The 21,732-nt window shown below is 64.9% G+C and carries 14 protein-coding genes, 2 tRNA genes and 1 riboswitch; of the genes, 10 read left to right on the top strand and 6 right to left on the bottom strand.

What is annotated here, in order from left to right:
* Positions 1-14 precede the first annotated feature (14 nt).
* Complete coding sequence (locus tag ACQ4MJ_RS05115) at positions 15-1,556, top strand: NAD(P)H-hydrate dehydratase (protein ID WP_431149659.1); 1,542 nt, start codon at positions 15-17, stop codon at positions 1,554-1,556.
* A 3-nt stretch (positions 1,557-1,559) separates the two neighbouring features.
* Here ACQ4MJ_RS05115 and ACQ4MJ_RS05110 read toward each other — a convergent pair whose 3' ends face one another.
* Complete coding sequence (locus ACQ4MJ_RS05110; protein WP_431149661.1) at positions 1,560-2,300, bottom strand: helix-turn-helix domain-containing protein; 741 nt, start codon at positions 2,298-2,300, stop codon at positions 1,560-1,562.
* Positions 2,301-2,430: 130 nt separating this feature from the next.
* On the opposite strand from ACQ4MJ_RS05110, the gene ACQ4MJ_RS05105 reads away from it, so the two are divergent.
* Entirely contained in the window at positions 2,431-3,423 is a 993-nt protein-coding gene (locus ACQ4MJ_RS05105) for an alpha/beta fold hydrolase (protein WP_431149662.1), read from the top strand.
* 93 nt (positions 3,424-3,516) lie between these two features.
* Here ACQ4MJ_RS05105 and rnr read toward each other — a convergent pair whose 3' ends face one another.
* On the bottom strand, positions 3,517-5,844 hold the full coding sequence (rnr, locus tag ACQ4MJ_RS05100) for a ribonuclease R (RefSeq protein ID WP_055394778.1): 2,328 nt from the start codon (positions 5,842-5,844) through the stop codon (positions 3,517-3,519).
* 19 nt (positions 5,845-5,863) lie between these two features.
* Here rnr and ACQ4MJ_RS05095 point away from each other — a divergent pair.
* Both ACQ4MJ_RS05095 and ACQ4MJ_RS05090 read left to right on the top strand, forming a co-directional pair.
* A tRNA-Leu gene (locus ACQ4MJ_RS05095) sits at positions 5,864-5,948 on the top strand.
* Positions 5,949-6,134: 186 nt separating this feature from the next.
* A tRNA-Leu gene (locus ACQ4MJ_RS05090) sits at positions 6,135-6,219 on the top strand.
* Positions 6,220-6,368: 149 nt separating this feature from the next.
* Here ACQ4MJ_RS05090 and ACQ4MJ_RS05085 read toward each other — a convergent pair.
* Complete coding sequence (locus ACQ4MJ_RS05085; RefSeq protein WP_431149663.1) at positions 6,369-9,125, bottom strand: DUF349 domain-containing protein; 2,757 nt, start codon at positions 9,123-9,125, stop codon at positions 6,369-6,371.
* Between the two features lie 922 nt (positions 9,126-10,047).
* Here ACQ4MJ_RS05085 and ACQ4MJ_RS05080 point away from each other — a divergent pair.
* From ACQ4MJ_RS05080 to ACQ4MJ_RS05065, 4 genes are all read left to right on the top strand, one after another.
* Positions 10,048-10,887, top strand: a complete 840-nt coding sequence (locus ACQ4MJ_RS05080) for a lytic transglycosylase domain-containing protein (protein WP_055394774.1) — start codon at positions 10,048-10,050, stop codon at positions 10,885-10,887.
* 93 nt (positions 10,888-10,980) lie between these two features.
* A riboswitch (ZMP/ZTP riboswitch) is annotated at positions 10,981-11,135 on the top strand.
* A gap of 35 nt (positions 11,136-11,170) precedes the next feature.
* Positions 11,171-12,415: a serine hydroxymethyltransferase gene (gene glyA, locus ACQ4MJ_RS05075; protein WP_121420559.1), complete on the top strand. Its 1,245-nt coding sequence runs from the start codon at positions 11,171-11,173 to the stop codon at positions 12,413-12,415.
* A gap of 17 nt (positions 12,416-12,432) precedes the next feature.
* Entirely contained in the window at positions 12,433-12,882 is a 450-nt protein-coding gene (nrdR, locus tag ACQ4MJ_RS05070; protein ID WP_055394770.1) for a transcriptional regulator NrdR, read from the top strand.
* A 289-nt stretch (positions 12,883-13,171) separates the two neighbouring features.
* Positions 13,172-14,074: a DMT family transporter gene (locus tag ACQ4MJ_RS05065; protein ID WP_431149665.1), complete on the top strand. Its 903-nt coding sequence runs from the start codon at positions 13,172-13,174 to the stop codon at positions 14,072-14,074.
* 15 nt (positions 14,075-14,089) lie between these two features.
* Here the strand turns inward: ACQ4MJ_RS05065 and ACQ4MJ_RS05060 are convergent, their stop codons facing one another.
* Together ACQ4MJ_RS05060 and aroC are read right to left on the bottom strand one after the other, a co-directional pair.
* Positions 14,090-15,907 carry a bifunctional metallophosphatase/5'-nucleotidase gene (locus tag ACQ4MJ_RS05060; protein WP_431149666.1) on the bottom strand — a complete coding sequence of 606 codons (1,818 nt, stop codon included), beginning with the start codon at positions 15,905-15,907 and terminating at the stop codon, positions 14,090-14,092.
* Positions 15,908-16,010: 103 nt separating this feature from the next.
* On the bottom strand, positions 16,011-17,108 hold the full coding sequence (gene aroC / locus ACQ4MJ_RS05055) for a chorismate synthase (RefSeq protein WP_431149668.1): 1,098 nt from the start codon (positions 17,106-17,108) through the stop codon (positions 16,011-16,013).
* A gap of 173 nt (positions 17,109-17,281) precedes the next feature.
* Here aroC and ACQ4MJ_RS05050 point away from each other — a divergent pair, with 173 nt between their 5' ends.
* Positions 17,282-19,516 (top strand): sensor domain-containing protein, encoded by a 2,235-nt coding sequence (locus ACQ4MJ_RS05050; protein ID WP_431149669.1) that lies wholly within the window; start codon positions 17,282-17,284, stop codon positions 19,514-19,516.
* Positions 19,517-19,821: 305 nt separating this feature from the next.
* Here the strand turns inward: ACQ4MJ_RS05050 and ACQ4MJ_RS05045 are convergent, their stop codons facing one another.
* Positions 19,822-20,274, bottom strand: a complete 453-nt coding sequence (locus ACQ4MJ_RS05045; protein ID WP_055394762.1) for a CBS domain-containing protein — start codon at positions 20,272-20,274, stop codon at positions 19,822-19,824.
* 147 nt (positions 20,275-20,421) lie between these two features.
* On the opposite strand from ACQ4MJ_RS05045, the gene ACQ4MJ_RS05040 reads away from it, so the two are divergent.
* Complete coding sequence (locus ACQ4MJ_RS05040; protein WP_431149671.1) at positions 20,422-21,732, top strand: O-acetylhomoserine aminocarboxypropyltransferase; 1,311 nt, start codon at positions 20,422-20,424, stop codon at positions 21,730-21,732.

Below are 21,732 nucleotides of genomic sequence, written 5' to 3'. Positions count from 1 at the left end.
GCCCCCTGCAGCCCATGCACCGCATCACCGCCCACCAGCCTTATCCCCTGTTCAACACAGCCGCCACCCGCCGCCTGGAAAATGCGGCGGCGGTCGCCCTGCCCCCGCACACCCTCATGCAACGCGCCGGCCTGGCCGTGGCGCAATTGGCCCAGGCGCTGGCCCCCCACGCACGCACCGTGTGGATTGCCTGCGGGCCCGGGAACAACGGGGGTGACGGGTTTGAGGCTGCCATGCACCTGCAGCGCAGTGGCCGCAAGGTGGTGGTGACCTGGCTGGGCCAGCCCGATACGGCCCCAGCCGATGCCAGGGCCTCGTGGCAGCGGGCGCGGGATGCGGGCGTGGTCTGGGCAGACACCGCACCCGGCGATCTGGGGGCCAACGACCTGTGCATTGATGCGCTGCTGGGCATTGGCGTCTCTTCTTCACCCCACAGCCCCGCACGCCCGCCCGACGCAAGGCTCCAGGCCTGTCTGCAAGCCCTGCACCGCAGCCCGGCCCCCGTGCTGGCCGTGGACCTGCCCAGCGGGCTGGACGCAGACACCGGCCAATTTGCGGCAGGCCTTGCGCCCGACACCCCAACCCACCAGCACTACCACCTGCACCACCAAGCGCCCCCGCCACGCCACACACTGAGTCTGCTCACTCTCAAGCCCGGCCTGTTCACCGCCGCCGGGCGGGACGCAGCAGGCCAGGTCTGGCTGGATGATCTGGGCGTAGAACCCGGGCACGAGCCGCCCAACGCCTGGCTTTCCGGCCCCGCCCTGCCCGCCCCCCGCGCCCATGCCAGCCACAAAGGCAGCTATGGCGACGTGGCTGTGGTGGGCGGCGAAGGACTGGCGGCGCGGGGTATGGGCATGGCGGGCGCCGCACTGCTGGCCGCTTCGGCCGCTCTGCACAGCGGCGCGGGCCGTGTGCTGGTGGCCCTGCTTGACAACGGCCAGCAGCAACTCGACCCACAGCAGCCGGAGTTGATGTTCCGCCGCTTTGACGCACTGGCACTGGAACAGCTCACCGTGGTCTGCGGCTGTGGCGGCGGGCAGGCCATCGCACGCGTTCTGCCCGAGGTCATCACCCGCGCAGCCCGGCTGGTTCTGGACGCCGATGCGCTCAACACCATCGCCACCCAGGCCGCTTTGCACGCGCTGGTGGTGGCGCGCGGCCAGCACGGGCAACCCACGGTGCTCACGCCGCACCCGCTGGAGGCTGCGCGCCTGCTGGGCCTGACCACCGCCGAAGTCCAAGCCAACCGGCTTGGGGCCGCGCAGCAGCTGGCAGACCAGTTCAACTGCGTGGCGGTGCTCAAGGGCTCGGGCACCGTGGTTGCCGCACCCGACCGCGTCCCGGCCATCAACCCCACGGGCAATGCGCGCCTGGCCACGGCGGGTACGGGCGATGTGCTGGCAGGCATGGTGGGCGCCCACCTGGCCGCCGGCGCGAGCGCCTTGCGCGCTGCGAGTGAAGCGGTGTACCAGCATGGCCAGGCGGCTGATGATTGGCCAGCGCGCCAGGCGCTGACGGCCAGTGTGCTGGCGCGGCGCGTGGGCGGAAGCTGAGCCTCAAGCCAGCAAGGTCACCGTCTTGAGCGGCTTGAGCACGCTCGACGGTGTCATGCCAAAGGTCTGCCGGAACATGCGGCTGAAGTGGGCCGAATCAGAAAACTCGCCATGTAGCGCCGCGTCGGTCAGGCGCGGGCTGACCGCCAGCCCCGCCATCGCCAGCCGCACCTGGGACCAGACGCGGTAGCTGCGCAAGCTCACGCCCATCTCGGCGCGAAACAGGTGGTTGAAACGCGATGCCGAAAGCTGGACGCCCGAGGCCAGGTCACCCCGTGCCACCCGCCCCGCCTGCGGATGGCGCAGCACATGCAGGCTGCGCGCCACGCGTGGGTCCAGCGGCGCCACCTCGTTATCGAGCGGGCAACGCAGCAAGGCGGGCAGGTCGAAGTGATTTAGATAGCCCTCCATGGCACTGCGCGCCCCCACGGAAACTGCGACATCCAGCACCACGCCACCCTCTTGCTGGAACAGACCGCGCAACCTCCGTGCTTCGCGCGAATCGGGCTCCAGGTACACCAGGGCAACCGTCTCGCCGCAAGGGTCGAACAGGTGCTCCACGCCCGCGTCCACCAGCGCGCTGTGGCAGGTCTCCACACGCCCTGCCCCCCAGTGCACCGTAAACCGCCCCGAGAGCCCCATCAGCAGCACCGGCGACGCATGGCAGTGCCAGCCCGTGGCCGGGATCTCTCCGACGTAGAGCGCCCGGTCAGTGCCCAGGGTCAGTGTGTTGCTTGCTGGCATAGCCCAAACCTACAAGTTTTTTTACCGCGTTCTCCGTAGCCTTGCCTCTCCCGCCAGGGGCCGAGCGTGTGTTGACGCTTGAAGCAGCAGTCCCTGGCATGCACGCAACCATACCCTTGGAGAACGCGTCTTGAAACGCATCGCTATTTCTGTCGCAACGGCACTGGTACTGGGCACGGTCGGCCTCTATTACGGGGCACCTTCGCTGTTCAAAGAGCCTCTGATCAGCGCCAATCGCCATCTGTCCGGCCTGGAAGAAAAAACCGCCGAGGCGGCCATGCACACCATCCACTACCTGGACAACGGCACGCACCCAAACCCCGCGCCGGGCCACGGCAGTGGCACACCCATCGTTCTGCTGCACGGCATTTTTGCGGAGAAAGACCATTGGGTGGATTTTGCGCGACCGCTCACCGGCCAGTACCGGGTGATTGCCCCTGATATCCCGGGTTTTGGCGAGAGCACGCGGCGGGACGACCAGCCCTACGACTACGCCGCCCACGTCGCGCGGCTGGCCGCGTTTCTGGACGCGCTCGGCCTTGCGAAAGTGCATCTGGCGGGCAACTCAATGGGCGGCACCATCGCCGCTCTCTTTGCTTTGCAGCATCCCGAGCGCGTGGCCAGCGTGGCGTTCATCGGCGCACCCCACGGCATTCGCTCGCCCCAGCCCAGCACCATGGACCGCCTCATCGACACCGGACAACGCCCGCTGGTAGCCCACGATGCCGCAGCATTCGGCGCCATGATGGATCTGGTGTTTGAAAAGCGCCCCTTTTTGCCCTACCCCATCCTGCATGCGTCTGAGCAAGAAGCGCTGCGCAACGCCACCTCCAACACGCGCCTGTGGGACGCACAGCTCAAAGACCGCTACCTGCTGGAGCAACGACTGAGCACGTTGCAGCACCACCCCATCCTCGCCCTGTGGGGCGAGAGCGACCGCGTGTTCGACCACTCTGGACTGCAGACTTTGCAGAAGCTGTTGCCCCACGCCCATGCCGAAGCACTGCCCGGCATTGGCCACCTGCCCATGATGGAGGCGCCCAAAGAGACGGCGCAGCGGTACGCCCGCTTCTTGGGCGTTGTGGCCACGACCCCGCGCGAGACCACGCCGAAAATCCAATAAAAATAGCTGCTAGCGCTTATCCATAAATCGTTAGCAGCTATTAATTAGTGAGCAATAGCTTGAGCGTGATTTTGTACGCCGTACCCGCTTGTGTCAGCCCCGGCGGGGCTTGCGCGCCTTGCTCTTGCTGGATTTTCCCGCAACCGCCTTCTTGACAGATGCTTTCAGAGACTGGATCGGTGAACGCGCAGCCCGCTCACGCGAAAGGCCCGCTTGCTCCGTGGCAGATGGGGTTGGGCCCTTGTCGGACTTGCGTCCACCGGACCGGCCACCCGCCTTGCGGGCGCCACCAGCGCCTTCTGTGCCCAGGCCCTTGTCTTTCAACGCGCGGCCCAGCAACTCTTCGCCCTCTCGCACCAGGCGGAAGTCGATCTTGCGTCCGTCCAAGTCCACACGGCTGACCTGCACCCGGACCCGCGCGCCGATGGCGTAGCGGATGCCTGTGCGCTCACCACGCAGCTCCTGGCGCGCCTCGTCGAACTTGAAGTACTCGCCGCCGAGCTCGGTGATGTGTACCAGGCCTTCGACATACATCGCGTCCAGCGTGACGAAGATGCCGAAGCTCGTTGCTGCGCTGACCACGCCGCTGTATTCCTCGCCCAGGTGCTCGCGCATGTACTTGCACTTGAGCCAGGCTTCCACATCGCGGCTGGCCTCGTCGGCACGGCGCTCGTTGGCACTGCAGTGCAGGCCTGCGGCCTCCCAGGCCTGGGTGTCGCGGCTCGGGGGTGCCACATCCTTGCGGGGCTTGGTGCCGGGCGCCGCCACGCGGGCCGCCAACCGCTTGGCCAGCTTGGCATGGGCTTCGCCGGGTGTGGGCAAGGACGGCAGCGCGTACTTCGTCTTGCTCAGAATGGCCTTGATGACCCGGTGCACCAGCAGGTCGGGGTAGCGCCGGATCGGGCTGGTGAAATGCGTGTAGGCATCGAACGCCAGGCCAAAGTGACCACTGTTGACGGGCGTGTAGATGGCCTGCTGCATGGAGCGCAGCAGCATGGTGTGGATCTGCTGAGCGTCGGGCCGGTCCTTGGTTGCCGTGGCGATGGCCTGGAAGTCACCGGGTTTCGGGTCGTCGCCAATCGTCATGCCCACGGCCATGGCCTTGAGGTAGTTGCGCAGGATCTCCTGCTTCTCGGGCGTGGGGCCTTCGTGCACACGGAACAGGCCGGGCTGTCCGCCCTGGGCGATGAAGTCGGCGCTGCACACGTTGGCGGCCAGCATGGCCTCTTCGATGAGTTTGTGTGCATCGTTGCGGGTGCGCGGCACGATCTTTTCAATGCGGCCGTTTTCGTCGCAGACGATCTGTGTTTCGGTGGTCTCGAAGTCCACCGCGCCGCGCGCCTGACGCGCGATGAGCAGCGCGCGGTACACGTCGTGCAGGTTGAGCAGGTCCTTGACGCGGTCCTTGCGCTTGCTGGCCTCGGGGCCGCGCGTGTTGGCCAGGATGGCCGCCACTTCGGTGTACGTGAAACGCGCATGGCTGAACATTACGGCCGGGTAGAACTGGTAGGCATGCACCTCGCCCTTGGCGGTGACCAGCATGTCGCAGACCATGCACAGGCGCTCTACCTCGGGGTTGAGCGAGCAGAGCCCATTGCTGAGCTTCTCGGGCAGCATGGGGATCACGCGGCGCGGGAAGTACACGCTGGTGGCGCGGTCGTAGGCATCGATGTCGATGGCACTGCCCGTCTCCACATAGTGGCTCACGTCGGCAATCGCCACCAGCAGGCGCCAGCCCTTGCTGCGGCCGACTTTGGCGGGCTCGCAGTACACGGCATCGTCGAAGTCGCGCGCATCTTCGCCGTCGATGGTGACCAGGGGCACGTCGGTCAGGTCCACGCGGCGCTTCTTGTCTTGTGCGCGCACCTTGTCGGGCAGCTCCTTGGCCTGGGCGAGACACTCTGCCGAGAACTCGTGTGGCACGCCGTACTTGCGCACCGCGATCTCGATCTCCATGCCAGGATCGTCCACTTCACCGAGCACTTCGGTGATACGCCCCACAGGCTGGCCGAACAAGGCTGGAGGTTCTGTCAGCTCAACCACCACGACCTGCCCGGGCTTCGCGGCGCCCGTGGCGCCTTTGGGGATCAGTACATCCTGACCGTAGCGCTTGTCTTCGGGGGCCACGAGCCACACGCCGCTTTCCTGCAGCAGTCGGCCGATGATGGGCTGGGGCGGACGCTCAATGATTTCAACGACACGCCCTTCGGGGCGGCCACGGCGGTCCTGGCGGACGATGCGCACGCGCACACGGTCCTTGTGCAAGACTGCGCGCATTTCGTTCGGGGGGATATAGATGTCGCCTTCGCCATCGTCACGGATGACAAAACCGTGTCCATCACGGTGCCCTTGCACGCTGCCTTCAATCTCGTCCGACAAATGCGTGGACTGCGTGCCGGGGGTGGTTTTTTTGATATACAATCTTAGACTTTCCTGAAATGCCCAGGTGGCGGAATTGGTAGACGCACTAGTTTCAGGTACTAGCGAGTAACATCGTGGAGGTTCGAGTCCTCTCCTGGGCACCAAGTTTAACGAGAACCAGCGATGGTTTTCAAAATATCGAAGCCGCTGTACACACAGCGGCTTTTTTATTTGCCGATACGTTTTGCACCTTCTGTTGCGGCCAAAGAATTTTGAACCGACGGCACATTTTTTTGAAAACTCTCCAGAAGCCCGAGTTTCTTATCCTATAATTCGAGGCTGATCTGAAAGCCCAGGTGGCGGAATTGGTAGACGCACTAGTTTCAGGTACTAGCGAGTAACATCGTGGAGGTTCGAGTCCTCTCCTGGGCACCAAACACATTAAAAGCCGTTGCAGTTGCAACGGCTTTTTTGTTTTCTGGCCGCCAAAGAAAAACGAGACCACCAGCGATCTCGTCTTGCGTGTTGCGGTAAGCGCTGTGGGCACACACACCGCAGTGCACATGCCCACCCGTCACATCACATCACTTGCGCAGCAGTGTTTTCAGCACATTCTGCAAACGGCGTGCGCTGCCTGCATCGCTGGAGCTGGCCAGCACGCGCGCCACATCCTGCCCCCAGGTCTGTGCAGGCGCAGGATCATTGCGGCGCGTCAGCAGCTGCAACTGCAGCATGCGACGGGCAGCGATGTGCTCCGCCGGAGTGGGCGCCTCAGCCGCCATCTCCAGGCGCAGCAGCGCTTCTGCCGCATCACCCTTGGGGGCAGCAGTCAGCGCTTGCGTCCAGGCGCTGCGCACCGATGCCGTCACACCCGAACCCAGATCTTGCGTGCCTGGCACCAGCGCTGCATCGCGCTTCTCCCAGGCCGTCAACAACTGGGTCAGCGCCTCGCCGTGGGCCTGAGCCGCCAGCTTCTTCAAGGCCAGCTGGGCATGCTCCATGGCTTCGCGCTGGGCGCGGAACGCGGTGTCACCCAGGCGGGGGCCGCGGTCCTCGAACGCTGGGCGCTCGCCAAAACGGCCGCCACGGTCAGCACGGTCGCCCATGCGACCATCGCCACGCGGGCCACGGGCGCCATCGCGATCACCCGGACGACCATCGCGGCGGTCGCCTGGACGCGCACCACGGCCAGGGGCCGCAGGCGCATCCTTCTTCATGCCGGGGCGGTCGTCACCGCGCACTGCCACCACAGGCCGGGCAGCAGGCTTAGGTGCTGCGGGCGCTGGAGTGGCAACCTCGGCAACTTCACCACCATCGGGGGTTTCGGCAGATTCACCGGCGCCACCCTCGGTAGCAACCGGGAGAGCGCCTGCCTGCGCCTCTGAATGCGCCTGAGCATCCTTTTGCGCCGTGGCCACAGCTTCTGCCGCCTGGGCCTGACCGCGCAGTGCAGCTTCCAGCGCCTGCATGGCCGCGCGAATCTGCTGCGCATCACCGCTGGCATTGGCAGCCTCCAGGGCCTTCGAAGCCTCCAGCACCACGCGATCACGTGCGCTCAATTCGGTCACCGCGCGCTCGCGGTCTGCCGACTTGCGGTTGAAGGCTTCATCGATGGGTTTGCGAAACGCATCCCACAGCTTCTGCTCGTGCTTGCGGTCCAAGGGCACGGTTTGCGCCTCAGCCTGCCAGCGCTGCTGCAGCGCCTTGACCGCATCGATGCGCAAAGTGGGGGCCGCACCAAGGGCCATGGCCTCATCAATCATTGCATGACGGCGGGCCAGGCTTTCCTTCTGAGCAGCTTCCAGGGGAGCAGCTGCCATGGAAATCGCCTGCTTCCAAAGGGGTTGCAGTTCCGCAAACAGCTTCTCGCCCACATGGCCGCCTTCGCGCCAGCGATCACCAAACTGGTGGAGGGCACGGTTGATGGCTTTCCAGTCGCCAGAGTTGGCATGTTCCTGCGCCCACGCCTTGACCTCTTCGATCAGCGCCAGGCGTTGGGCTTTGTGCTCAGCGGCTTCGGTGCGGATCTTGTCAAGCCACGCCTCCACCACCTTGTGCGCAGCGTTGCAGGCTTCGTCGAATTTCTTCCACAGGCTGTGGTTGGGAGCCCCGCCCTGGTCTGCCTGTTTCCACTGCTCGCGCAGGTTGCGCAGGGTTTCCTGCATCTTGCGGCCGCCCAGGGCCTGGCCCTCAGGGCGGTTGAGCAAGGCCTCAGCCTTGGCCACCAGGTCTTCGCGCACCTGGTCTGCGCTCCAGCGTTGCCAGCCTTCCAGCTCACCAGCCGCCACCAGGGCCGTATGCACCTGCTGCTCCAGGGCGCTATCGATGTGTTTGCCATGCACCTTGAGCACGGCGCGCAGCGCGGCTGCAGCCCCGGCACTGGCCTTCCCATGACCCTCGGCAGTTTCCTTTTCGAGGACCGCCAAGGCCTCCCGCACACTATGCGCAGCCTTTTCAATCACTTCCGGCGCGACTTTGGGCTTGGCAACACGCGCAGGCTTGGCGGCCGCAGCGGCAGCAGCAGCCTCCGTGGGCAGGCCGCGCGCGGTACGCAGCTCATCCGCCCAGACGGGCACTGGCGGCAGCGGTGCATTGACATCTTCGGCGGCCGCCACAGCCTGGGCCAAAGCGGGCTGGAATGCCTCCCACACCACCAGCAGCTGGGTGCGCGACGCATCGAGCAAGGGGGGGAAACGTGCCTCCACACTGGCCCAGCTGGCATCGCCAGTCAATTCCTGCGCCTGTTCTTGCCAGCGGGCCACATCGGCACGCAACAGCTCCAGCGCCGCCTGAGCGTCACGCCAGGACTTGGTGGAAAGCACTTCGATGCGCTGGGCCAGCAGCACAGCCGCCTCACGCTGCACCTGAACGCGGTGCTGCAGATCCTCGATCACCTTCACGCGATCCGCGACCTGTACCTTGAGCACAGACAAGGGCTCGCGGGACAGCGGTGCGCCCGCCTTGGCGGCATCACGCTGCCATGCCAGGGCATCGGCAATGTTGAGCTTAGGGGCTGCAAGCAGCACCTGCGCTTTTTCAGCCCACTCGGCGGCAATGACCTCCTGGCCCTTGGCGCGGCGGATTTCATCGAGGCGCTCACGCACCGCGCGCGCGGCGCCCTTGTCACGCCCGCTCAACTCTTTGAAAACCTCCTGCAACTGCTCGTGGTCTGGCTGGGTAGCCAGCCAGTCACGAATGCGGGAGGCGCGCTCGCCTGAGGTAGCGGCAGAAAAAGCGCCACCGGTCAGCGCATCAAGCGGATGCGGCTCATGGGTTTTGGCCGGGGCCGGATTCACTTCAGGTGCGTCGGACATTTTGCTGCGGGAAAAAAATGGAAACATGGATCCAATGGATAACAAAGGCGGCCCCGGGCGCACTGCCTGAAGGCCTGCCCCGGCAACTGCGCTGCACGCGCGCCAGGGCAACAAAGCGGCTATTTTCACCGGGTTTGGCAAACAGGCCGCAGCATGGCGGTGTGCCAAGCCCTGAGGGGTGATCTGGCACAAGGCTTTGCCAGACGGGCTGACATGCTGCGGCCCTGCAAGGGTGCCGCCGCTCTAGGGAACAGCCCCCATTATCTATATATAAGGGCCAAGAGCCCAAAAGCACGCCACGCCACAAACAAGAAAGCCCGGCAGACAGGGCCTCAAGGCCTGCCTGCCGGGCTTGACGGCTGACACAACGGTCTTTGCCATCGGTCGCGATGCGGAGATGAAGGTCCACATGGCGAGGAGGCAAGGTATTGCCTCCAGGGGTTTGCCGTAGAAGCCGCATCTGCTGCACCAGGACACTGAATGCCCTCGGAGGGAGACTTGGCTTCGTCTGGCGATGCCTGAAATCTACAGGCAACGCAACCTTACCAAAGGCGCCGCCGCAACTCAAACTGGATTCTCAATGGCGAAAAGACCGGCGATTGAATTTGACATACGCACGTAACAACAGCTCGCAAAGTCCCAAGCGCCAGGTCGGCGCACACCCCCTAAAACCTGTGATTTTTTACATACTTTTCATAACTTAATGATCTTAAAAATCAAAATGTTAGTATTGACTAAGCATTTAGTGAACTTCTAGAATCCGCCAGCCCCAAAACGGGCTAGTAAAAACCCCAACCTCGCTGCCGAACCCGGCTAAGTCAAAGCAGGCCCCAAGCACACCAAAGACGTGCGGCCTCACTTGATGGCGTACCAATCCAGGCGATCCGCCGAGACGAGACAGTCCCCGACGACTGCCCGGCTCACTGTGGCGCCTCAGAAAGGAAGAGCTATGACAGCGTCAGGAAAAATAGTCTCCGGCGTGCGGACCTTCGTGGCCGACGTGACCGAAGGTTTTCTTGAAATCACCCACAACAGCTTTGCCCTCATCGGTCTTGCTGTCGCCTTCGTCGTGATCACCCTCACGGCCCGCCCGGACTTGCGCCAGGCTGGTGAAGCACAGTTGATGAACTGGCTGCAGGCCCGCCAAGTGGAAGTGCTTGGCATGCCCATCGAACCAGAAGCCAGTGAGCGCGCCACGGCGGGCAACCCCAAGGACCTGCCCAAAGAGCAGGCTGCCGTCGCCTTCTGGCTCAGCAAGAAGTACCGTGTGGCCCCTGAGCCGCTGAGCGTGCTGGTGGCCGAGGCCTATGAAATTGGCGCAAAGTCCAAGATCGACCCGACGCTGATCCTTGCCATCATGGCCATCGAATCGAGCTTCAACCCGTTTGCACAAAGTGCCGTTGGCGCCCAGGGGCTGATGCAGGTGATGACCAATGTGCACACCGACAAGTACCAGAACTTTGGCGGGCACTTTGCTGCCTTTGACCCCGTGAGCAATCTGCGTGTGGGCGTGAAGGTTCTGCAGGAGTGCATTGCGCGCGCGGGTTCGGTGGAGGGCGGGCTGCGCTTTTATGTCGGCGCAGGCAATCTTGCCGACGATGGCGGCTATGCGGCCAAGGTGATGGCCGAGCATTTCCGGCTGCGCCAGGTCGCCGGTGGCCGTGCCATGCCCACCACGCCACCACCCAACCTCTCCACCCAGGCTCCCGCACAGGTCATCCCGGTGGCCGCACCGCCCGCAACGCCTGCCGCCAGCGGCGACAAAGTGGCCCTGCTCTCTGGGCTCTGACAAGGTTCGCGAGCCCCTGGGGGCAGAAACATCCCCCGGACACACCGCCTCCCATTTCCCTGGCACCTTTGCGCGCGTCACGTCAGCTACACTAGCGAGGTACGCGACTGGCGATAGGCGCGGCATCCCACACAGGGTGCTGCCGCTGACGTGGAAACCGACAAGGGCCTGCCTCTTGTGAACCACTGGGAAGCGTGCCGCACGGGGTTTATCCCTCCTGCGTTCAGCCGTTCGCCTGGGCAGCCCTTGTTTCAAGGGACACAAGTTCATAGGACTGCCAATCATGTACGACCGCAATATTCTTGTCGAACAAACCGACCCCGAACTGTTTGCCGCCATCCAGGCTGAAAACGCCCGGCAAGAGCACCACATCGAGCTGATCGCCAGCGAGAACTACGCCTCCCCCGCCGTGATGTGGGCGCAGGGCACGCAGCTGACCAACAAATACGCCGAAGGCTACCCCGGCAAGCGCTACTACGGTGGCTGCGAGCATGTGGACGTGGCCGAGCAACTGGCCATCGACCGCGTCAAGCAGATCTTCGGCGCCGAAGCCGCCAACGTGCAGCCCCACTGCGGCGCCTCTGCCAACGAGGCGGTGTTCCTGGCCTTCCTGAAGCCCGGCGACACCATCATGGGCATGAGCCTGGCCGAAGGCGGCCACCTGACACATGGCATGCCGCTGAACATGTCGGGCAAGTGGTTCAACGTGGTCTCCTACGGACTGGACGCCAACGAAGCCATCGACTATGAAGCGATGGAAAAGAAGGCCCACGAGACCAAGCCCAAGCTCATCATCGCCGGTGCATCGGCCTACAGCCTGCACATCGACTTTGCGCGCTTTGCCAAGGTGGCCAAGGACGTGGGTGCGATCTTCATGGTGGACATGGCCCACTACGCTGGCTTGATCGCAGCTGGTGTGTACCCCAACCCCGTGCCCCACGCCGACGTGGTCACCTCCACCACGCACAAGAGCCTGCGCGGCCCCCGTGGCGGCATCATCCTGATGAAGGCCCAGCACGAAAAGGCTATCAACAGCGCCATCTTCCCCGGCCTGCAAGGCGGCCCGCTGATGCACGTGATCGCCGCCAAGGCCGTGGCCTTCAAGGAAGCTCTGCAACCCGAGTTCAAGGCCTACCAGGAGCAAGTAGCGAAGAACGCCAAGGTGGTGGCAGAGACGCTGACCGCACGCGGCCTGCGCATCGTGAGCGGCGGCACGCAAAGCCACGTGATGCTGGTGGACCTGCGCGCCAAGGGCATCACCGGCAAGGAAGCCGAGGCCGTGCTGGGCGCCGCCCACATGACCATCAACAAGAACGCGATCCCCAACGACCCTGAAAAGCCGATGGTGACCAGCGGCGTGCGCATCGGCACCCCCGCCATGACCACGCGCGGTTTCAAGGAAGAAGAGGCCCGCATCACGGCCAATCTGATCGCCGACGTGCTGGACAACCCGCGCGACGAAGCCAACATCGCTGCGGTGCGTGCCAAGGTCAATGCCCTGACCGCCCGCTTCCCCGTCTACGGCTAAATCCACAGCCGAAAACCATGAAGTGCCCCTTCTGCAGCCACCTCGAGACGCAAGTCGTTGAAACGCGGGTGTCTGAGGATGGGGTCTTCATCCGCCGCCGCCGCCAGTGCGGCGCGTGCGACAAGCGCTTTACCACCTACGAGCGGCCGGAAGTGAACTTCCCGGCCATCGTCAAGAAGGACGGGCGCCGCATTGAATACGACCGGGGCAAGCTGCTCGCCTCGTTCAACCTGGCTTTGCGCAAGCGCCCCGTGAGCACCGACCAGATCGACAGCGCCATCGAGCGCATCGAGGAAAAGCTGCTCAACCTGGGCCAGCGCGAGGTGATCTCCAGCCGCATTGGTGAGCTCGTGATGCGCGAGCTCAAGAAGCTCGACAAGGTGGCCTACATCCGCTTTGCCAGCGTGTACCGCAGCTTTGAAGACATCGACGACTTCCGCGCCATGGTCGACGAAGTGCGCAAGTAAAAGCCTTCGTATTGCTGTCTGCACCGGTGCCGGCTACAGGGCCGGACGATCTCAGGCGATTTTGGCCTCCAGCGGTTATCACACAAGCGCTAACAGCTATAAATAGAGTAGCACCCACATCCACGGGCGACGCATGTGGACCTGTGCGGGCGGGCGCTGTCGCGCGTGCTACACCGCAAAATGCTCCAAAATTAATAGCTGCCCGCGCTTTCTGGACAAACGCTAGGTGCCAATTTGGCTTGAAAACTGGCTTGGTGCGAGCCAGCGCGTGAGTCGCTTGTACTCCACAATGCGCCCGGTGAAAACCCGCCACTTCCTGCAGCTGGTGCTGCTGTCCGCCCTGTGGGGCGCCTCCTTTCTTTTCATCCGCATTGCCAGCCCCGTGCTCGGGCCCAACGTGATGGCCGCGCTGCGCATTGGGCTGGCCACGCTGACGCTGATGGGCATCATGCGGGTCGCCAACGAACCCTGGCCGTGGCGCCATTGGCGCGAGCTGTTCGGGCTGGGCACGCTCACCGTCGCACTGCCTTTTCTGCTGTATGCCTGGGCGGCCTTGCACCTGCCCGCCGGCTACAGCTCACTGCTCAACACCATGGCCGTGCCCTTTGGCGTGATTGCCGCCGCGTGGATGAAGGAGGACACACTGAGCACGCGCAAGTGGCTGGGTTGCGTCTGCGGCTTTGCGGGGGTGGCGCTGATCGTGCAGCTGGGGCCCGTGGAGCCCACGCCTGCCTTGCTGATGGCCGCGGCGGCCTGCATTGCAGCGTCTGCGTGCTATGGCATCTCTACGACGTGGATGAAGCGCGCCACGACGCGAATGTCCCCGTTGTCGATCGCCGCAGGCATCCACGCCGCCGCGCTGGTGTTGCTGCTGCCGGGCGCTGCGTGGAGCCTGCCCGAGGCCCGTTTCACACCGGGGGCACTGGCTGCGGTGGCCGTGATGGGCATCGTGACCTCGGGCCTGGCCTACTGGCTCAACCTGCGGGTGCTCAAACATGTCTCGCCCGTGGCAGCGATGAGTTCGGCCTTCATGATCCCGCTGTTCGGTGTGGCCTGGGGCCACATCTTTCTGGGCGAGGCCTTGGGCCCCGGGATGGTGTGGGGCGGGGCGCTGGTGCTGGTGGCCACCGGGCTGGTGACAGGATTCAACCCGCTGCGCTGGCTGGCGGCAATGCGCCCGGGGCGCAGCTAAGAACCAGCACGCGCCTCAGCGGGCCCCGCGCGTGATGCGGTCAGTGGCGGGCACCGGCACCGGGCTGTGGGCTCGGAAGTAAGCCTCCAGCGCGTCCAAGTCCAGCCCGCCCACCAGGCGGTCGCGGCCTTCGGCCAGCACGGTGAAGTTGTCCCCGCCGCTGTCCAGGTAGCTGCTCATCACCACGCGCACCTGCGCATCGTCGTGCAGCGGTGTGCCGTTCAGCACCATGTGGCTAATACGCGCACCCACTGGCTGGGTGAGGTCATAGCGGTACGAAAATCCTGCTGACACCAATAGCACCCGGGGCCGCTGCACGGTGTTGCTGCCGCTGGCGAACTGCTGCTCCAGCGCCGCCTTGATCTGCGCGCCCGTGAAGGTCTTGACGACCAACTGGTTGCCGAAGGGCTGCACCGCATAGAGCTGGCCATAGCGCACCAGCCCTTGTTCATTGGGCACCAGATCAGCGCGCAGGCCACCCGGATTCATCAAAGATAGCTGCGCCCCACCCTGCTCCGGTGCACGCATGGCGTGGAGCTGGGCATCGGCCACCAGATTGCCCAGCGCGCTTTCGAGCGACGGGGCCGGTGTGCGCCGCAGGGCGCCAGCGGCCTGCCCCACGGGGCGCTGGGCCAGCGGCACGGCAGCCGCGCGGTAGGTGTCGATGACTTTCTGCACCTGCGGATCCGCCGCAAAGGACGGCACGGCGGAGGTCAGGGGCACGTGCCCCTGGCTGCCCGTGAACGCCTCGCCCTGCACGATGACATTGCGCGCAGCTTTGTGCACCACGCGGCGGGTGCGCGTGTCCACCCGCAACTGGATGTCCGTGAGCAGCGTGCCGTACTGGCCCGCGCTGGTCAGCAGAAAGGGCTTGGCCGGGTTCACGCGGCCGTAGTCGCAAACATAGGCCTGGTGCGTGTGGCCCGAGACCACCACGTCCACGGCCGGGTCCAGCCGCTCCAGGATGGGCACGATGTCGCCCGAGAGGCCCGCGCAGCTGGTCTCCTGCACGCCAGCCGTGGTGCCGCCGCCCTCGTGGATGACCACGGCGATCACATCGGCGCCCTGGGCCCGCAGCAGCGGAATCAGCGCGTTGGCCGTGGCCGCTTCGTCCTCAAAGCGCAGGCCCGCCACACCCGAAGGGCTGACCATGGTGGGCGTGGCCTGCAGCGTGAGGCCGATCACGCCCAGGGTGACGGTCACCCCACCCTCGGTAAATCGCTTGATGCCGGTGGCAGGCAGCAGCGTGCGCCCATCCTCGGTGCGCACGGTGTTGGCGGCCAGGAAGCCGAACCGCGCCCCAACGAAGGGCTGGCTGATCTGGCAGGGCTGGCGCGCGGTGAACTTCTCGCAGCCGCCGTGCTGCAGGCGCAGCAGTTCGCGCCAGCCCCGGTCGAACTCATGGTTGCCCACGGCATTGAAGTCGATCTGCATGGCGTTGACCGCCTCGATGGTGGGCTCATCCAGGAACAGTGACGACAGCAGGGGTGATGCGCCCACCATGTCCCCCGCCGAAACCACGGCGTGGTGCGGCCCCCGGGCCTTGAGCGCTGCCATGGCGCTGGCGAAATAAGCCATGCCCCCGGCAGGCACCGAGACCGGCCCCGCCGCAGTCTGGACGGTATGCGCCATGCGCGGCGGCTCCAGGTTGCCGTGCAGGTCGTTGAAGCCAATGAGCGTGATGTCGATGTGCTGAGGGGTTCGCCCATCGCCAGTTGGCAAAGCCGTGCCGCAGCCCGCAAGCAGCCCCCCCAGTGCGGCCACCATCGCGAGTGTGACCTTGCGGCGACCTCGCTGCGATCCCATGAAACCCTGTGCCAACAAGCTGCGCATGGACTACATCATTCAATCCAAGAAAAAAGGGCGCGCATCGCTGCACGCCCTCTGCGTCACCAGCACCGAAAGCCCGTGCTCCACCCGCAGCGCAGCGCGCCCGTTACAGGAACGATGCCTGGATGGGCGGCACCGGGGGCACCACGTCACCACACTGCGCGCGGTGGCGCAGGGCGTGGTCCATGAGGACCAGTGCCAGCAGCGCTTCGGCAATGGGCGCCGCGCGGATGCCCACGCAGGGGTCATGACGGCCCTTGGTGATGACCTCGGTGCTGTTGCCATGCACATCGATCGATTCACGCGGGCTGATGATGGAACTGGTGGGTTTGATCGCAATGCTCACCTCCAGGTCCTGCCCGGTGCTGATGCCGCCCAGCACACCACCGGCGTTGTTGGTGCGAAAGCCCTGGGGCGTCATCGAATCACCGTGCATGGTGCCCCGATGGGCCACGCTGGCAAACCCAGCGCCGATTTCCACGCCCTTGACAGCATTGAGGCCCATCATGGCGTGGGCAATGTCGGCATCAAGCTTGTCGTACAGCGGCTCACCCAGGCCCACCGGCACGCCGGTGGCCTGCACGCGGATGCGGGCACCGCACGAATCACCGGCCTTGCGCAGGGCATCCATGTAGTCCTCGTACTGCTGCACGTCGGCCACGGGGGCGAAGAAGGGGTTGCTGCGCACATGCTCCCAGCTCTCGAACGGGATGACCAGCTCGCCCAGCTGCGTCATGCAGGCGCGAAACTGCGCACCGTACTGCTGGGCCAGCCACTTCTTGGCCACCGCGCCCGCAGCCACCGTGGGGGCCGTCAGCCGGGCCGATGACCTGCCACCGCCACGCGGGTCGCGGATGCCGTACTTGTGCCAGTAGGTGTAGTCGGCATGGCCGGGGCGAAAGCTCTCGGCGATGTTGCTGTAATCCTTGCTGCGCTGGTCGGTGTTGCGGATCAGCAGGGCGATGGGCGTGCCTGTGGTCTTGCCCTCGTACACGCCGGAGAGGATTTCCACCGCATCGGGCTCGTTGCGCTGCGTGACGTGGCGGCTGGTGCCAGGGCGGCGCCGGTCCAGGTCGGCCTGGATGTCGGCCTCGGACAGCGGCATGCCGGGCGGACAACCGTCAATCACGCAGCCAATGGCCGGGCCGTGGGATTCACCAAAATTGGTGACTGCGAATAGGGTTCCGAAGGTGTTGCCGCTCATGGGGCGGGATTATCCCAGAGCGGCGTGCGCCGCCGTCGCTGGGCCCCACCACAGAGCACGCCCCACCCAAGAATGACAGGCACAACATGGGGTTCAGATGAATACTTGCCACAAACGCGCTTGGCAGTGTGGCGCGCACTTGCTAGCATCCATGGACGATCTTTGGGACATCCATGCCCGTTTCAGCCCCGCACACTTCCGGCACTCCTCCCCACCACGGCATCCTGCCGCCAGCCCCTTTGGCCGATTCCCCGTTGCGCAGGGCACTGGATGCCAGCGACAACGCCATCGTGATGAGCAACAGCACCCGGCACGTGGTGTATGTGAATGAAGGATTCACCCGCCTGTTTGGGTTCAGCCCTGCGGAGGTGCTGGGCAAATACCTCAGCGACGTGCTGCTGGGCCCACACTCCGACCCCGGGCTTCTGAGTGAAATCCGTGATGGCATCGACCAGCAAGGGGGCTTTCATATAGAGACGCTGCTGTACAGCAAGGCTGGCCAGCCACGCTGGGTGTCGATGATGATCAATGCCTCGAACGAGGCCTCCGGCGGACCGGGTGGCAGCATCACGGTGCTGACCGACATCACACTCACCAAGATGCACGAAGTGCTGCAAAAGCGCGTGCTGGAGGGCATGGTCAACGAATTGCCGCTCGCCGACCTGATGGCTCTGGTGTGCCGCGAAGTCGAACGCATCGCCCCCGAAGTCACGGCCTCCATCCTGTCCGTGGACGAGCTGGGCCTGCTGCACCCGCTGGCAGCGCCCGGGCTGCCCCCCGCCATCTGCCAGGCGCTGGACGGGGTTCCCATCGGCCCTTGTGTCGGTTCGTGTGGCACTGCGGCCTTCCGGCGGGCGCCTGTTGTGGTCACCGACATCGCCACCGACCCCTTGTGGGCCGACTACCGCACCCTGTTCGAGCCCAGCGGCATGCGAGCCTGCTGGTCCAGCCCGATCTGTGACCACGCAGGCAAGGTGATTGGCACCTTTGCCTTTTATTTTCGGGAGCCGCGCGCGCCGGACGCGCTGCACCATCGGCTGGTGGACGTATGCCTGCACTTGTGTGCGCTGGCCATTGAACGCAACGCCACACGCCAGCGCATTCACCAGCTCGCCTTTTTTGATGAACTCACGGGCCTGCCCAACCGCGCCATGTTCCGCAGCAGTGCGGAGCGTGCGCTGGCCAGCCTGCGGCAGGAAGACCACCCTGGTGCGGTGCTTTTCATCGACCTGGACCGCTTCAAGCAGGTCAACGACACCCTGGGCCATGCCGCAGGCGACGCACTGCTGTGCGAAGTGGCCAAGCGACTCACGCAGTGCCTGCGCGCGCGCGATCTGATCGGCCGGCTGGCGGGTGATGAATTCGTGCTGCTGTTGTCCGAGTGCAGCACCGGGCAAGTCGTGCAGATGGCCCAGAGCATGTTGCAAGAGATGGCCCGCCCCATGGACCTCCACGGGCAAGCCCATGTCTGCCACGCCAGCATTGGCATTGCGATGTTTCCGGACGATGGCGATGCGATCGACACGCTGCTGCGCCACGCTGACCAAGCCATGGTCCAGGCCAAAAGCGACCACCGGCACAGCCTGCAATTGTTCAGCGCCGAAATGAACCGCCGCGCACAGGAGCGCGCCGCCCTGGAACGCGCCTTGCGTCAGGCGCTGGCCGAGCGCAGCCTGAGCCTGCACTACCAACCCCAGGTGCTCAGCAGTGCGCCTGGCACCCTGCACGGTGTGGAAGCCCTGGCGCGCTGGCAACATCCCGAATGGGGCATGGTGCCCCCCAGCCGGTTCATCCCAGTGGCCGAAGAGGCCGGCCTCATTCACGAACTGACCTTGTGGCTGCTGGACGAAGCCTGTGCGCAGCTGTCGGCCTGGCGTGCAGCTGGCCACAGCGTGCCCTGCGTGGCCGTGAACCTGTCAGGACGCAGTTTTCACCAGGCAGAGTTTGCGCAGCAGGTCTGCGACGCGCTGGAGCGCCACGGCCTGCGCACCAACGATGTGCTGCTGGAGATCACCGAAAGCGTGATGATGGATGCACGGCCGGTAACGCTGGCCAACATCGAGGCGCTGCACCACAAGGGCTTTAAGCTGTCGCTCGATGACTTTGGCACCGGCTACTCCAGCCTGAGCTACCTGCACCGCCTGCCCATCAGCGAACTCAAGCTGGACATGGCGTTTGTGCAGGACCTCACCACCAGCCCCACCGCACGCGCGCTCACGGTATCGGTGCTCAGCATTGCCCACAGCCTGGGCATGGTGGTGGTGGCCGAAGGGGTGGAAACTACAGGCCAGCAGCAATGGCTACAGGCCCACGGTTGCCCTGTGATGCAGGGCTATCTGTTCGGCAGGCCCATGCCACCAGATGAACTGGAAGCCTGGCTTTGCGCGCCTGCGCGGGGCGTGAGTTGAGAACCTGTTCAAAGTCTTTTTGGAGACCGCATTGGAGTGCAATCGGGATGAGTGGATGCTTCGGATGTGCCGCATGGGCTGGTGCCCATGCAAGCAGTCGGGGCGTCCAGTCGCCCGATTTCACTCCAACCCTTCGGGCAAACGCCTTGCCGGGCGGTCTGCGGCGTTGCGGCGCTTGCCAATAGCACGGGCTATTGGCTGCACCCCGCGCCTTGCATCCCATCCCGGCAAGGAGCTTGTGCGGTTCTAAAAAGACTTTGAACAGGTTCTGAGAGCCGCGCTCGGTGTCGCAGACGTCGCAGCGTTCAGCCGCTGCGGGACTCGTCTTCCGGCCAGTCGCGGATGTAGGCCTTGAGCATCTTGTTCTCGAAGTTCTGGCTATCCACGACGGCCTTGGCCACGTCGTAAAAGCTGATCACGCCCATCAGCATGCGGCGGTCCATCACGGGCATGTAGCGCGCATGGCGGTCCAGCATCATGCGGCGCACTTCGTCCATGTCGGTTTCGAGCGTGCAGGTCAGGGGCGCGTCGTCCATGGCCGAGCGCACCAGCATCGTGCCCACGCTGCCCCCGTTTTTGACCAGGGCCTGGATCACCTCGCGGAAGGTGAGCATGCCCACCAGGTCGCCATGCTCCATCACCACGAGCGAGCCAATGTCGCGCTCGGCCATCAGGCTCACGGCACCCGCCAGCGGCTCGTCCGGCGATGCGGTGTAGAGGGTGTTGCCTTTGACGCGAAGGATGTCGCTGACTTTCATGGTGCAGAGTCTCCGGGGGATCGGGAAGAGTATGTGTGGACCCACAGGCACCAGCACATCCGCTGGGGTTGCCGAGGTGCTGCAGGCCGTTTGTCGGCAAATATAGCCCACAATGCCCGCCTGCATTGACAACATGGGAGACACAAGATGCCCGGTTACTCCGACCCCGGCTTTGACACGCTGGCGCTGCACGCAGGCGCGAGCCCCGACCCCGCCACTGGCGCGCGCGCCACGCCCATCCACCTGACCACGTCGTTCGTCTTCGAGTCGAGCGACCACGCGGCTTCACTGTTCAACCTGGAGCGCGGCGGCCATGTGTACAGCCGCATCAGCAACCCCACCAACGCGGTGCTGGAACAACGCGTGGCAGCACTGGAAGGCGGCGTCGGCGCGATTGCCACCGCCAGCGGCCAGGCCGCTCTGCACCTGGCGATTGCCACACTCATGGGCGCGGGCAGCCACATCGTGGCCAGCACGGCGCTGTATGGCGGCTCGCAGAACCTGCTGCACTACACGCTCTCGCGCTTCGGCATTGAGACCACGTTTGTGAAGCCCGGCGACATCGACGGCTGGCGCGCTGCCGTACGCCCCAACACCAAGCTGTTTTTTGGCGAGACCGTGGGCAACCCCGGCCTGGATGTGCTGGACATTCCCACCGTATCCTCCATCGCGCACGAGGCCGGCGTGCCACTGCTGGTGGACTCCACGCTCACCTCGCCCTGGCTCATCAAGCCCTTCGAGCATGGCGCCGACCTGGTCTACCACTCGGCCACCAAGTTCCTCTCAGGCCATGGCACCGTGGTGGGTGGCATCGTGGTGGACGGCGGCAGCTTCGACTGGGACGGTCCGAAATCCGCCGGCAAGTTTGCCGAGCTGACCCAGCCCTACGACGGCTTTCACAACATGATGTTCACCGAGGAGAGCACCGTGGGCGCCTTTCTGCTGCGCGCGCGCCGCGAGGGCTTGCGCGACTTTGGCGCCTGCATGAGCCCGCACACGGCCTGGCTCATCCTGCAAGGCATTGAAACCCTGCCGCTGCGCATGGCGCAGCACATGCGCAACACCGAGAAGGTGGTCGAATTTCTGGCCACACAGCCCTTTGTGTCGCGCGTGGGCCACCCCATGCTGGAGTCGCACGGGAGCCACGCCCTCGCGCAAAAGCTGCTGCCGCGTGGCGCGGGCTCGGTGTTCAGCTTTGACCTCAAGGGCAACCGCGAGCAGGGCAAGAAGTTCATCGAAACCCTCAAGGTCTTCAGCCACCTGGCCAATGTGGGCGACTGCCGCAGCTTGGTGATCCACCCGGCCAGCACCACGCATTTCCGCATGAGCGACGAAGCGCTGGCGGGCGCAGGCATCAGCCAGGGCACGATCCGCCTGTCCATCGGCCTCGAAGACGCCGACGACCTCATTGACGACCTGAAACGCGCGCTCAAAGCCGCAGAAAAGGCGGGGGCCTGA

This window comes from Acidovorax facilis, from assembly GCF_050626955.1.
Lineage (GTDB): Bacteria > Pseudomonadota > Gammaproteobacteria > Burkholderiales > Burkholderiaceae_C > Acidovorax > Acidovorax facilis.
This window is presented reverse-complemented; position numbering and strand designations above follow the sequence as displayed.